Source organism: Candidatus Eisenbacteria bacterium, assembly GCA_016235265.1.
In the GTDB taxonomy this organism is placed as follows: Bacteria; Eisenbacteria; RBG-16-71-46; order RBG-16-71-46; family JACRLI01; genus JACRLI01.
Genome location: JACRLI010000021.1, coordinates 96,176 through 109,201, shown reverse-complemented (window position 1 = coordinate 109,201; position 13,026 = coordinate 96,176). Strand labels below are relative to the sequence as shown.

11 protein-coding genes and 1 pseudogene (1 of these 12 running past the window's edge) are annotated in these 13,026 nt (G+C 71.6%); 10 read left to right on the top strand and 2 right to left on the bottom strand.

Annotated elements, in window-relative coordinates:
• A pseudogene (locus HZB25_12135) lies at positions 1–4 on the bottom strand (hypothetical protein) (it extends 545 nt beyond the left edge of the window).
• A gap of 306 nt (positions 5–310) precedes the next feature.
• On the opposite strand from HZB25_12135, the gene HZB25_12130 reads away from it, so the two are divergent.
• The 7 genes from HZB25_12130 to HZB25_12100 all read left to right on the top strand — a co-directional run bounded on the left by HZB25_12130 (position 311) and on the right by HZB25_12100 (position 7,888).
• Positions 311–1,378: a hypothetical protein gene (locus tag HZB25_12130; GenBank protein ID MBI5837983.1), complete on the top strand. Its 1,068-nt coding sequence runs from the start codon at positions 311–313 to the stop codon at positions 1,376–1,378.
• Positions 1,379–1,480: 102 nt separating this feature from the next.
• Complete coding sequence (locus HZB25_12125; GenBank protein ID MBI5837982.1) at positions 1,481–2,815, top strand: hypothetical protein; 1,335 nt, start codon at positions 1,481–1,483, stop codon at positions 2,813–2,815.
• Positions 2,816–3,015: 200 nt separating this feature from the next.
• A complete protein-coding gene (gene fusA / locus HZB25_12120) occupies positions 3,016–5,109 on the top strand; it encodes an elongation factor G (GenBank protein ID MBI5837981.1) in 2,094 nt (697 codons plus the stop codon).
• 100 nt (positions 5,110–5,209) lie between these two features.
• On the top strand, positions 5,210–5,962 hold the full coding sequence (locus HZB25_12115) for a YebC/PmpR family DNA-binding transcriptional regulator (protein MBI5837980.1): 753 nt from the start codon (positions 5,210–5,212) through the stop codon (positions 5,960–5,962).
• A 13-nt stretch (positions 5,963–5,975) separates the two neighbouring features.
• Positions 5,976–6,602 carry a crossover junction endodeoxyribonuclease RuvC gene (gene ruvC, locus HZB25_12110; GenBank protein MBI5837979.1) on the top strand — a complete coding sequence of 209 codons (627 nt, stop codon included), beginning with the start codon at positions 5,976–5,978 and terminating at the stop codon, positions 6,600–6,602.
• On the top strand, positions 6,599–7,234 hold the full coding sequence (gene ruvA, locus HZB25_12105) for a Holliday junction branch migration protein RuvA (GenBank protein MBI5837978.1): 636 nt from the start codon (positions 6,599–6,601) through the stop codon (positions 7,232–7,234). The genes ruvC and ruvA overlap by 4 nt, the downstream gene beginning before the upstream one ends.
• A 78-nt stretch (positions 7,235–7,312) precedes the next feature.
• Positions 7,313–7,888, top strand: a complete 576-nt coding sequence (locus tag HZB25_12100; GenBank protein MBI5837977.1) for a GGDEF domain-containing protein — start codon at positions 7,313–7,315, stop codon at positions 7,886–7,888.
• Positions 7,889–7,903: 15 nt separating this feature from the next.
• On the opposite strand, the gene HZB25_12095 is transcribed toward HZB25_12100, so the two are convergent.
• Positions 7,904–10,306 carry a penicillin acylase family protein gene (locus tag HZB25_12095; GenBank protein MBI5837976.1) on the bottom strand — a complete coding sequence of 801 codons (2,403 nt, stop codon included), beginning with the start codon at positions 10,304–10,306 and terminating at the stop codon, positions 7,904–7,906.
• Positions 10,307–10,501: 195 nt separating this feature from the next.
• On the opposite strand from HZB25_12095, the gene ruvB reads away from it, so the two are divergent.
• The 3 genes from ruvB to HZB25_12080 all read left to right on the top strand — a co-directional run bounded on the left by ruvB (position 10,502) and on the right by HZB25_12080 (position 12,903).
• Entirely contained in the window at positions 10,502–11,557 is a 1,056-nt protein-coding gene (ruvB, locus tag HZB25_12090; GenBank protein MBI5837975.1) for a Holliday junction branch migration DNA helicase RuvB, read from the top strand.
• Between the two features lie 110 nt (positions 11,558–11,667).
• Positions 11,668–12,291: a hypothetical protein gene (locus tag HZB25_12085; protein MBI5837974.1), complete on the top strand. Its 624-nt coding sequence runs from the start codon at positions 11,668–11,670 to the stop codon at positions 12,289–12,291.
• A 198-nt stretch (positions 12,292–12,489) separates the two neighbouring features.
• Entirely contained in the window at positions 12,490–12,903 is a 414-nt protein-coding gene (locus HZB25_12080; protein MBI5837973.1) for a hypothetical protein, read from the top strand.
• The last annotated feature ends 123 nt before the right edge of the window (positions 12,904–13,026 follow it).

Sequence of the window (13,026 nt, the reverse complement as noted above, 5' to 3'; positions counted from 1 at the left end):
GCATGATCTTCCTCCGGATGAGTGTGACGGGAGCCGGGCGGACGCTCCGCGGGAAGTTCCGTGGGACCATCTACTTGAACACAGTATAGGGCATCCGGTGTCCCGGGAGGTACGCCCTGGAACCGGGGTTGGACGAAGGGGGACATCGGGTCTCCGGGGACCTTCGAAGTGAATTTACAACTCATTGCCGGACAACGCAGTAGACTCCTCGAGCGGTCAGGATTCCCCGGCACGGCCGATGCATTGCACGGGGGTGGAAGTTTCAAGACCGGCCCGGCAGTTCTGTGATATAAACGCCTGGAGTGACGCCATGAAGACCCCCCGAATCCTTCGCCTGCTCGGCCCCATCCTGGTGCTGGGCGCGCTGCTGGCCGCCGGCGGCGCGAGGGCCCAGTCCTGCGCCGACGCGCAGCGCGAGATCCTTGCCGCCGACCGCCAGCTTGACCTGGTGGGCCCGGTGGTCCGCGAATCCGGCGACCGCGACGCGCTGGACCGTTTCGGCAAGGCCCGCGAACTGCTGGACCGCGCCAAGATGGAATTCTCCAACAGCCGCTGCGCACAGGCCGCCCGCATGGCCGGCAAGGCGCGCGAGCTGGCCAACGAGGCGCTGCTCCGCGCGCGCCCCGGTGCCGGGGAGCGCCGCGCGCAGCCGGAATTCGTGAGACGCGAGCTGGAGCGCACCGACGAAGTGCTCTCCCGGGTGGCCACGCGCGTGAGGGAGAGCGGCAACGACCGCTCGCAGATCATCCTCGACCGTTCCCTCCAGGGTCAGGCCCGGGCCTGGGGGCTGTTCCGCGAGGCCACCGTCTCGGGCCGCGCGGATGAGTCCAAGCTGCGCTCCGCGCTGGAGATGACCATGAAGGCGCGCGACGGCGCGCGCCTGGCGTTCAACTTCGGCGGCGACAACCGCGGCATGAACCCCGACCGGATCGCCGAGGAACTGCGCCAGACGGACGAGCAGATTGCCACGGCCGTGGAGTGGAGCCGCACCGCCGCCGGCACGGGCTCCTCCGCCGCCGAACAGATTGACGTCGCCCGCGCGCTGGAGGAGCGCGCCCGTCGCCACTTCGAGCAGCGCGAGTACCCCGAGGCGTTGCGCCTCACGCTGCGCGCGCGCGAGATCGTGCGGCGCGCGCTCGCGGGCGCCGACCGCGTGGACGCGGCCGAACTGGAGCGCGCCCTCCAGGCCGCGCAGACGGTCATCGAGCGCGCCCGGACGTCCACGCTCAGCCCCATGGGTTCCCGCCTGCTGGGACAGGCCGAGACCCGCTACGCACGGGCGCTGGAGCAGCGCGAAGCGGGCCGCCCGTGGGTGGCGCTGCTCAACGCGCGCGCCGCGCGCACGCTGGCGCTCAGGGCCCTGGGCACACCCCCGTAACCCGACAGGAACCCGCGATTGACCCGAGCGACCCAGCCTCCGACCGGCAGTCCCTCGAGTGCGCGGCGGGCAGGCCTTTCCGCGAAGGCCCGCCCGCTCGCGATGCTTATGGTCCTGCTGTTCGCGGCGGCCGGCGCGGGATCCCGGGCCGCCTCCGCCGGCCCGCGCCTGCGGCTGGACTTCGGCCCCGGTTACGACTTCACCAACCTGGTGTACCGCTCCAGCCAGCCCATCTACGTCGGCACGGTCTTCGACAGCCTGCTGCATGACACCTCCACGGTGTTCCGCGACTCGGTGGTCCTGGCCTCCAGCCCCGAGGGCGCGGCCGGCGTGTTCCTGCGGATCTCGGTGAGCGACACCGTCGCCAGTGAGCGCTTCTACTGGCTGGAGCCGGAACTGCGCATGGCGCGGGCCCTGGTGACCGGCCACGTGTACGGCGCGTTCCGCTGGAGCACCGGGCACGGACTGGTGCTGGGTGCCGACCAGCGGTTCGAGCACACGCTGGACCAGCGATTCGGGCTCTCGCGTCTCTACAACACCGAGACGTTCACCGGTTCCCTGGGGCTGCGCAGCGCCGACCTGTCGTGGGCGGTGGACTTCCGGCCCCGCGTGCAGGTGGAGCACACCGGGGGCTCGGCGGGCAGCTTCTTCCAGGACTCCCGCGGCGCCCGCGCGGAGATCTCCGCCACCCACCTGGGGATGTCCGGCGCGCTCCTGGACCTGGATGCGTACGTGGGCACGCGCGCCTATCCCGACTCGGCACTCAGGGATTATCGGGAGGGTTACCTGGGGGTGCGCTGGGACCTGCCGCTCGCGGGCGCGCTCCGCGGCTCGCTCGTGGGCGAGGCCGAGAACCGGTGGGGCACCGACGCCCAGTCGCGCCACGACCTGTTCTCGCGCCTGCATGGGGATGCGGAGGTGCGCCTGCAGCCCGATCCGTGGGTGGCCCGCGCGCGTCTCGAGGCCGACCGCTACGACTATCGCAATCCGGACGAGACCTTCTACGACAGCCGGTTGCTCCGCGCGGAGGCGGGTGCCGGCCGCACGCTGGGCCCGGTGGAAGCCGAGCTGCGGCCGCGCTACGAGTGGTTCCGGGCCCCGGCCCAGCCAGGAGAGGACTACCGGCAGTTCACCCTGCGCCTGGGACTGACGCGCCTCGACGGAGGTTTCGCCGACCTGTCGCTGGAGGCGGGCCGGCGGCACTACCTGACGCCGACGGTGTCGGGCGCGGCGGGGGACTCCACGGTGCTTTCCACCCACTCCGACTTCCACATGTATTCGGCTTCGCTGCTGCTTTCCCAGCCCCTGGGACGCGCGCTTTCCCTGAAGGGCTCCCTGGACTACCAGGTGGAGGTCCACGACGACCCCACGGACACCAATCACATCGTGTTCGTGGGGCTGGAACTGGGCTACGCCTTCCGGCCGGGGGGACGTTAGCGAGCTCCCCGCCCCGGGCTGCCACCGGGCCCCCGGGAGACCGAATTCGCCCCGCCTGGACCCGGCGGATCCCCCCTTCCAATTGTCTCGAGCCCCCGCCTGTGCTAGCCTTTACTGTCTGTCAGTCCGAAACTTAGGTTTGGGCTTTGGGCCCGCCTCGCGCGCCCGGAGTGCCTGGGACGTCGGCGTGGAGGTGACCCGTGAAGGACTACGAAACCAGGAACATCAGGAATGTCGTCTTGGCCTCACATGGCGGGGTTGGCAAGACCACCCTCGCCGAAGCGATGCTCTTCGACACCAAGTCCACCGGCCGCATGGGCCGGATCGACGAAGGCAACACCCACCTCGACTACAGCCCCGACGAAATCAACCGCAAGATCTCGATCTCCCTCGGTGTCGGCTACTGCGAATACAAGAACCACAAGATCAACATGATCGACGCCCCTGGCTACGCGGACTTCGAGGGCGAGCTCATGAGCGGGGTGCGGGTCGCCGACGGTGGCCTGCTGCTGCTGCGTGCCTCCACCGGCCCCGAAGTGGGCACCGAGCGCGCCTGGCAGGTGTTCCAGGACCGCCGGGTCCCCACGCTGGTCGTGGTGAACATGATGGACAAGGAGCACGCCAACTTCGAGGGCGCGCTGGAGGCGTTCAACAAGAAGATGGACGGCCGCGCCGTGGCGCTGGAACTGCCCATCGGGCAGGCCGAGACCTTCGAGGGCATCGTGGACCTGCTGTCCATGAAGGCCCGTTACTACCACAAGGGCGACGGCAAGGAAGAAGAAAAGCCGGTGCCCGACGAGCTGAAGGCGGCGGCAGACGAGGCCCGCACCCGGCTGGTGGAGGCTGCCGCCGAGGGCGACGACGCGCTGCTGGAGAAGTTCTTCGCCGAGGGCGACCTGGGCCCCGAGGAGATCGAGCGCGGCCTGCGGGCCGCGGTGCTGGGCTGCAAGTGCCAGCCGGCGGTGTGCACCAGCGCCTACCACAACCAGGGAATCCAGGGCCTGCTGGACACCATCGTGCGCCTGCTGCCCTCGCCCGCCGACCGGGAGCCGCTGAAGGGCGTGAAGCCCGGCACCGAGGACGAGGTGGTGTGCAAGCCGGACGCGGCCGAGCCGTTCGCCGCGCAGGTGTTCAAGACCGTCAGCGAGCCGCACGTGGGCGAGTTGTCGCTGTTCCGGGTGTTCTCCGGGGTCATCGAGGCGGGCAAGGAAGTGCAGAACACCACCCGCAACCACCCCGAGAAGCTGGGACAGGTGTTCGCGGTGCTGGGCAAGGAGCGCAAGGAAGTGCCGCGCCTGGTGGCCGGCGACATCGGCGCCGCGGTGAAGCTCAAGAGCACCGCCACCGGGGACACCCTGTGCGCCCGGGAGCGCACGGTACAGTTCCCGCCCATTGATTTCCCGGCCACCCAGCTCACCGTGGCGTTCCGTGCCAAGGCCAAGGGCGACGACGAAAAGGTGGCCGCCGGCCTGCACAAGCTGCACGAGGAAGACCCCACCGTGCGCATGGAGGTGGATGGCGCCAACCGCCAGATGCTGCTGCACGGCATGGGCGAGGTGCAGCTGGACGTGGTGGTGGACAAGCTGAAGCGCAAGTACGGCGTGGAGATGGAGCTGGTGAAGCCGCGCATCCCGTACAAGGAGACCATCCGCACCAAGGTGGAGGAGCACTACCGCCACAAGAAGCAGACCGGCGGGCGCGGCCAGTTCGGCGACGTGCACCTGCGCCTCGAGCCGCGCCCCCGCGGCGCCGGCTTCGAGTTCGTGGACGAGATCAAGGGCGGCGTGGTGCCCAACCAGTACATCCCGGCCGTGGAAAAGGGTGTGGTGGAGGCGCTGGTGGAGGGCCCGCTGGCCGGCTACGAGGTGGTGGACGTGCGCGTGGCGCTGTTCTTCGGCGGCTTCCACACCGTGGACTCCAGCGAAATGGCGTTCAAGATCGCCGGGCTCAACGCTTTCAGGAACGGCATGCTCCGCGCTCAGCCGGTGCTGCTCGAGCCCATCGTGGAGCTGGAGGTGCACACCCCCAAGGACTACATGGGCGACATCATGGGAGACCTGTCCAGCAAGCGCGGCAAGATCCTCGGCATGGAGGAGACCGGCCGCCACCAGCGCATCAAGTCCCTGGTGCCCATGGGCGAGCTGTACAAGTACTCCTCGCACCTGCGCAGCCTCACCCAGGGCCGCGCCCACCACTCCTTCAAGTTCTCGCACTACGAGGAGGTGCCGCGCGACCAGGCGGACCGCCTGGTCGAGGAGCACCGGAAGGAGAAGGAAGCGGAGCACGCGCACTAGGCGGGACCCACCGCCTCAGGGCGTGGGCGGGCCCCGTGGAACCGGGGCCCGCCGGGCCGGCGAGCCGCGCTGTTCGGGGACCTAAGGATCGAGGTATCCCATGTCCGGTCACTCCAAGTGGAGCCAGATCAAGCGCAAGAAGGGCCGGGCCGACCAGGAGCGCGGCCAGCTCTTCTCCAAGCTGATCAAGGAAATCACCGTCGCCGCGCGCCATGGCGGCGGGGACCCGGAGGCGAATCCGCGCCTGCGGACGGTGATCCAGACCGCCAAGGCCGCCAACATGCCTGCGGACAACATCGAGCGGGCGGTCAAGAAGGGCACCGGCGAGCTGCCCGGCGTGATCTACGAGGAGCTGATCTACGAAGGCTACGGGCCCGGCGGGGTGGCCATCCTGGCGCTTTGCCTCACCGACAACAAGAACCGCTGCGCCAACGACGTGCGGCACACCTTCGTGAAGAACCACGGGAACCTGGGCGCCCCCGGCTCGGTGGCGTGGAAGTTCGAGACCCGCGGCGTGGTCACGGTGGACGCCACCACCACTTCCGAGGACGCACTGCTCACCGTGGCGCTGGACGCCGGCGCGCTGGACGTGGACACTTCCGACCCCGCGCACCACGAGGTGATCACCCCGCCCAATTCGCTGGAGCCGGTGCGCCAGGCGCTGCTGGGCCACAAGATCGCGGTCACCGCCGCGGAGATCACCCGCATCCCCCAGAACACCGTGGTGCTCGACGAGGCCGAAGCTTCGCGCGTGCTCCGGATCATGGACGCGCTCGAGGAGCTCGACGACGTGCAGAAGGTGTGGTCGGATCTCGAGATTCCCGAGGAACTGCTGGCCCGGCTGGGCGGATAGGCGGGCGACGCGCATGCGCACGGTCCTGGGCATTGATCCCGGCAGCGTCGTGACCGGCTGGGCGCTGGTCCGCGAGAGCGGCAGCGCCGTCACCTGTGTGGCCTCCGGCCAGCTGAGCCTGGGCGGCGGCGCGCTCACCGGACGACTCACCGCGCTGTACCGCGGCCTCTCCGCGGTCCTCGACGCGCACCGCCCCGACTCCGTGGCGGTGGAGTCCCCCTTCCAGGCGAAGAACGCGCGCAGCGCGCTGGTGCTGGGTCACGCCCGTGGCGTGATCCTGCTGGCCGCCGGGCTCGGGGGCCTGGACGTGGCCGAGTACGCGCCGCGCGAGGTGAAGATGGCGGTGGCCGGCCGCGGGAGCGCCACCAAGGAACAGGTGCAGTACATGGTGCGGCGGCTCCTTTCGCTTCCCAAGGCGCCGCGCGCCGACGAGGCCGACGCCATGGCGCTGGCCCTGTGCCACCTGCACCGCGCGCGTCACCGCCTGCCGGCGCGCACCCCGCGCAAGGCCGCCGGCGAGGCGGCGCTGTGGCGCGCCAAGGCCGCGCAACTTTCGGCCGCGGCTGCCGCGCCCCGGTCCGGAACCGCGCCTGCCCCGCCCGTGGGCACCCGCGCTCCGCGCGCGAAGGCCCGCCCGTGATCGCCCGGCTCTCCGGCACCCTGGCGCAGCGCAGCCCCACCCGCGTGGTGCTCGATGTGCACGGCGTGGGCTACGAGCTGGCCGTGCCGCTGTCCACGTCCAGCAAGCTGGGTCCCCCGGGTTCGGAAGCCACGCTGCACACCCGGCTGGTGGTGCGGGAGAGCTCCATGGAGTTGTTCGGGTTCCACAGCCTGGCCGAGCGCGAAGTGTTCGACCTGCTGCTGCAGGTGAGCGGCATCGGGCCGAAGCTCGCGGTGGCGGTGCTCTCGGGTGCGGAGGTGCACCTGCTGCGCCGAGCCATCGCGGCGGGCGACGTGGACCTGCTCACCACGGTCCCCGGGATCGGACGCAAGACCGCGCAGCGAATCCTCGTGGAGCTCAAGGAGAAGATCGGGGAGGAGTGGGAGCAGGCGCCCTCCGCCGCCCCGGGGGCGGAGTCCGGCGACGCGGTGGAGGGCCTGGTGGCGCTGGGCTACCCCCGCCCGCAGGCGGTGCTCTTCGTGCGCCAGGCGGCCGAGGGTGAGCCGGGGCTCTCCGCGGAGGAGCTGTTGCGCAAGGCGCTCACGCTTGCCCGGGGGCCCGCGCGGGGCCCGGGGCGGCCGTCTCAAGTTCCCCCCGCCGCGAGCCGATAAGTCTCCCGTCAGCGGAGGGGCCGGCCGCGCGCCCGCGTGTCTGCGCCCTCGAGCGCCCAATTTCCTTCCGGGGAGCCCATGAACCCCAGCGAGAAGCCCGAGCCGCGCAAGGCCCCGGCCACGTCCGGCAGTCCCCAGCGTCCCTCGTCGCGCCAGCAGGCCACCGTGCTGCCCGCGCTGCCGGGCCGTTCCGACGCCGAGGTGCGCCTGTCCCAGGAAGTGGCCCGTGCCATCCGCTACCATCACTCGCTGAGCCTGGCGCTGGTGGAGCTGGACGTGCTGGCCAGCGGCTCCCAGCTGAGCGACGCCGACAAGTCCACCGTGCTGAGCCGCTTCGTGCGCTGCACCCGCTCCGTCCAGCGCGATTGCGACATCCTGAGCCGCTGGTCGGACACCATCTTCCTGTGGCTGCTGCCCGAGACCGAGCTGGACGCCGCGGTGTTGGCGGCCGAACGGCTCCGCCGCACCTGCGGCGGGATCATCATCGGCGCGCTGCCGCCGCTCACGCTCTCCATGGGCGTGGCCGAGCTGGAGATGGGCGAGGACGGCATGGCGCTGATCAAGCGCACCGGCTACGCGCTGCTGGCCAGCCAGGCCCGCGGCCGCAACTGCGTCACGCGCGCCGACGTTCTGCCGCGCAAGGACGAGCCCTAGCCGATTCCCCGGCGCCTACCGCCGCGGCAGGTCCAGCTCCACCACGCTCTCCACCTCGTGCGCCGGCAGGCGCCCCAGCCGCACCGGCATGTAGCGGCCGCGCGCCCACGCCTCCAGGTGGTCCGCGAAGTGCGGCGAGGCGGGATCGCCCGAGTTGCCCGGCGGGATCACCAGCAGCACGGTGCTGTCCTGGGCCAGGTCGGAGATGTGGCGCATGCTCGGCCCCGCCGAGACCCGCGGCAGCTTCGAGAGAGGCATGGTGCCCACGTTCACGCTCTGGTTGTCGCCCGCCACCCACACGTCGGGCGGCGCCAGCTTCGGGTCGCGTTTCTCCAGCGCGTGCTCGAAATGGGCCCGGTGCGCGCGGCCCCACGCCCAGTTCATCCCCAGCGGTCCCAGGGTGCGGTGCAGCCGCTTGACGGCCCGCTCCAGCGTGCCCGCCATCAGACGCGAAAACGCCGGCCCCGAAGTGGAATCTCCCGGGCCCGCCGGGCCGGCGCGCCCGTCGAGCACGGCGTCCAGGAACCCGTCCATGCTCACCGGGCCGAACCGGCCGCGGGTTTCCGCGTACCAGGTGCGGAAGATCACCGGCGCAAGCGTCATCGAGTCGGGCCGCCCGTCGTATGCCGCCAGCGCCATCCGGGCACGGCCCGCCTCCTCCGAGAGTTTCTCGCCGGCCACGGCCTCCAGGAAGCGGGGCGCAAAGCGCCTCCACTGCGGCGATGCCACGTCGAGCTGCACGCGCTGCAGCCCGCGCACGTCCAGGGGTGCGGCGGCGCGCAGCAGCTCGTCCACGCGCAACGCGCGGTAGTCCATGTAGAAATCGGAAAGCGCGTAGGGATACTCCGGCCCCGCGGGGCGGTTGTTGCAGTTCACGAAGTAGCCGGTCGCGGGATCCGTGCCCGCGGGCATGGAGTCGGCGGGGATGGGCGCGGCCCACTCGGACGCCGGTTCCCAGCCCGGCTCGGGCAGCGGACTGCGCGGGCGCTGCTGCCCTGGCACCCAGCCCACGGTGCGGTAGGCGAGGTGGCCCGCGCGGTCGGCGGCCACCAGGTTGAGCGTGGGAGTGGGGATGCCGCCGAAGGCATCCACCGCCGCCTGCGCCGATGTGGCGCGCTCCGGCTCGAGGCTGCCGGTCCGGAATTCATGGTCGCGCAGGGGGTACCAGTCCAGCGCCAGGGCGCGTCGCGCCTTGCGGTCCTCGCTGAGCAGCACCCCGTGCGGAGCGATCCGCGCCTTCACCCAGAAGAGCGGGAAGCGGAAGGGCCCCAGGCGGTAGGAGAGGTCCAGTTTCACCTCGCGGATCCGCTCCCAGCGGCCCGCGTGCAGCGCCGACTTCCCGTCGGCGCTCAGGCTCTCGGCGGTCACCGCGGACACGTCCGCTCCCAGCGCGGTCACGCCCCAGGCCGCGTCGCGATTGCGCCCCGAGACCACCAGCGGGATGCCCGGCACGGTGAAGCCCGCGGCCACCAGCGTGTCCGGCACCTCCAGCGCCACCGCGTACCACTGCGAGGGTGTGAGGTGCTCCAGGTGCGCGTCGTTGGCCAGGAGCGGCTTGCCGCTCACGGTGCGGCTGCCCCCCACCGCGAACTCGTTGGATGCCCCCGGCCCCCACAGCCGCAGCGCGGCCATCCGGCGGGCGACGGGCCCGGTGTCGCCGTCGGCGGCGTCGGAGCGGTCTCCGCCCGCCGCCTCCGCGGCCGCACGGCCGCCGGCCGCGCCCCGCGCGACCCGCGCGGCGCCCCCCGCGGCCGGTGAGGGGAGGGTCACGTACTGCAGGTCGTCCGCGCACAGCGCCCAGCGGCGGCGCACGGCCGCCACCCCGTTGGCCTTCGCCCACGAGTCGCGCCCGGCGGCCGCGGTGGACAGGTCCAGGTTCACGCCCTGCAGGAACAACAGCTGCAGCGTGGTGGATTCCCTCCATGGCCCGGGCCGGGTGCCGGTGAGACGGAACTCGCGCGGCAGCGGCCGGCGCCCAGCGCGCACCTCGGCGATGTAGGCGTTGAGCCCCGCGGTGAACGCCCGGGCGCGGCGCCGCAGGACCGATTCTGCGGGCAGGCCCGCCCACGCCCGGTCGCAGCGCGCCACCAGGCCCATGGCGCGGAAGAAGCCGTCGGACTGCAGCCCGTCGTTGCCCACGAACTCGCTGGAGCGGCCCTCGGAAATGGCGCGCCAGTACTGCAGCTGCCACAGCCGGTCGCGGCCCTCCACGTAGCCCAGCGCGTAGAAGAGCGAGGCCTGGTCGCGCGCGGTGATGTGCGGCACGCCGGCATGGTCGGTGGCGATGGTGGCGCGCACCGGGAAGCCGGGCTGCGGCGGAGTTTCGGTGTCGGGTGCCCGGGATCCGGGGACACAGCCGCCGAGGCACACCGCGAGCAGCGCGGCGGGCGCGGAGAGCAGGGTGGCGAATCGACGCATGAGTGCGGCCCCTTTCGAGTCGAAGGCGGACGCTCCTGGGGATGGTCAGCGTGCGGGCTGTTGCAGGGCGAGTTCGCGGGCTCCCCGATGGGCGCGGCCCGTCGCGCCTCCGGCGGCGTTGAGCCACCGCCGGGGCCATGATAGCATTGCCGGGACATGAGCCCATCCATCCGACAGACCGACGCCGCGGATCCCATGCCGGTTCCCGCGCGCATCACCGACCCCGGCCTGGCCGAGGGAGAGGCGCAGCTGGAGAACAGCCTCCGTCCCCGCCGGATGGACGACTTCCTGGGGCAGGCGCAGGTCAAGGAGAGCCTGGGTATCTTTCTGCAGGCCGCCGCGCAGCGCGGCGAGGCGCTGGAGCACGTGCTGCTGCACGGGCCCCCGGGGCTGGGCAAGACCACCCTGGCGAACATCCTCGCCGCGGAGATGGGCGTGCCCATCACGCACACTTCGGGGCCGGCGATCGAGCGCCCGGGCGACCTCGCGGGGCTGCTCACCAACCTCGAGCCGCGCAGCGTGCTGTTCGTGGACGAAATCCACCGGCTGCATCCGGTGGTGGAGGAGTACCTCTACCCGGCCATGGAGGACTACCGGCTGGACATCATGATCGACCGCGGCCCCAGCGCCCGCTCGCTGCGCCTCAACCTCGAGCGCTTCACGCTGGTGGGCGCCACCACGCGCACCGGGCTGATCTCCTCGCCGCTGCGCGCGCGCTTCGGCCTCACCGTGCGCATGGACTACTACCGCGCCGCGGAGCTGGCCGAGATCGTGCGCCGCTCCGCCCGGCTGCTGCAGTTCGAGATCCACGAGGACGCGGTGGAGCAGGTGGCGCTGCGCTCGCGGGGCACCCCGCGCGTGGCCAACCGGCTGCTGCGCCGGGTGCGCGACTTCGCACAGATCAAGGGCCAGGGCGTGGGCACGCTGGCGGTCACCGAGGAGGCGCTGCGGCTGCTCGACGTGGACCGCATGGGCCTCGACGACATGGACCGCCGGCTGCTGGACGCGCTGATCTCCAAGTACGAGGGCGGCCCCGTGGGCATCGGCACCCTGGCCGCGGTGCTGGGCGAGGAGGCCGACACGCTGGAGGACGTCTACGAGCCCTACCTGGTGCAGGAGGGCTTCCTCAAGCGCACCGCCCGGGGCCGCGAGGCCACCGCGCGGGCCTACGAGCACCTGGGCATCCGGCGGCCCCTGGCGAGGCCGGCCGGGTCTGCGCCCGCGCCCCCGCAGAGCGAATTGTTCGAGTGAGTGGCACCGATTTCACACGCATCGCGCGGACTCCCCCGGGCCGCGCCGGTTCCGGCACATGGATCTTCCCCGCGCGGCGCCGCCGGCGGGAGGGGGTCGAGGGAGGCTTCATGAAGTCGCGGTTCCTGGTCCTGCCCCTGGTCATCCTGGCGCTGTGCGCCGCTTTCGCCCCTTCGTCCGCGGGCAAAGATGAGAAGGACGCGAAGGACGCGAAACAGGGCCCGGTGCTGGCCCGCCGCATCGGCATCGTGGGCACCGTCGGGGTGGTGGGACCGCAGGACCTCACGCCATTCATCAACGTGGCCCAGTCGGTGGAACTCTCCGACAGCACCGAGCGCGACACCATGATCACCTCCTCCGCGGTGTGGGTGAACAAGCCGCTGTACCGGCTGGTGAAGGAACGCGAGGCGCGGGTGGACCTCGAAGGGCCGATCGCGCTCACCGTGATCACCATGATGCCCTTCGAGCACTCCGGCCTGGGCTTCGCGATGGACTACGCCGTGGCCATCCGCCTGGACGAGGGCGACGCGCAGGCGCTGCCCCTGAACACCCGGCGCAGCAACCCGCTCTACACCACCCGCGTGCCCGGGATGACCTTCGGCGTGCCGCGCGCCTTCGAGGTGGTGGTGCCGGAGGGGAAGCACTCCGTGTACCTGAAGGTCGCGGGCGGGCCGGCCAAGTTCGTCTTTGCGATCTTCCAGGTCTCGGCGACACCGCTGGAGGACCAGCGCTAGGCGGACATGGGCCGGCGTTGACCGCCTCCCGCGGTTTGCCTATCTTCGAAGTTTCGCCGGGACCCCTCGGGACGCGCGGCGCGGCGTCCGGGTTGCGGCACGGGTGGCAGGGAACTCCGCCTCCGGCGCTCCGCCGGGCGGGCCGGACGTGAGGGAAGCACTCAAGGGCGCGGAAGCCGCGCAGTCGGGAGGGGAGTCATGGCCTTCAAGATCCGCCGGGTCGACTACTATTACACGATGGTGGATGACCACCCGGGCGAGGCGTACCAGCTGCTCAACCGGCTGGCCAAGCTGGGGGTCAACCTGCTCGCCGTGAACGGTGTGCCGGTGGGCGCCGAGCGCACCCAGATGACGCTCTTCCCCGAGAACAGCAACAAGTTGACCGACGCCGCCAAGAACGCCGGCATCCTGCTCGACGGGCCGCACCGCGCGCTGCTGGTGCAGGGCGACGACGAAATGGGCGCGCTCGCCGCGGTGCACGCCAAGCTCTACAACGCGAAAGTGAACGTGTTCGCCTCCAGCTGCGTCACCGACGGCCGCGGCGCGTACGGGTACATCCTGTACGTGCGGCCGGACGAGTACGAGCGGGCTTCGAAGGCGCTGGAGGTCTGAGGCGGGTCGGGCCCGGCCCGGCGGCTGGACCAGGCTCCGGCAATCACAGCACGGCCTCCGCACCGAAGCGCGGAGGCCGTTCGCTTTGGGTCGCCCGGGAATTCCGGAGGCTGCGCTTCCCGC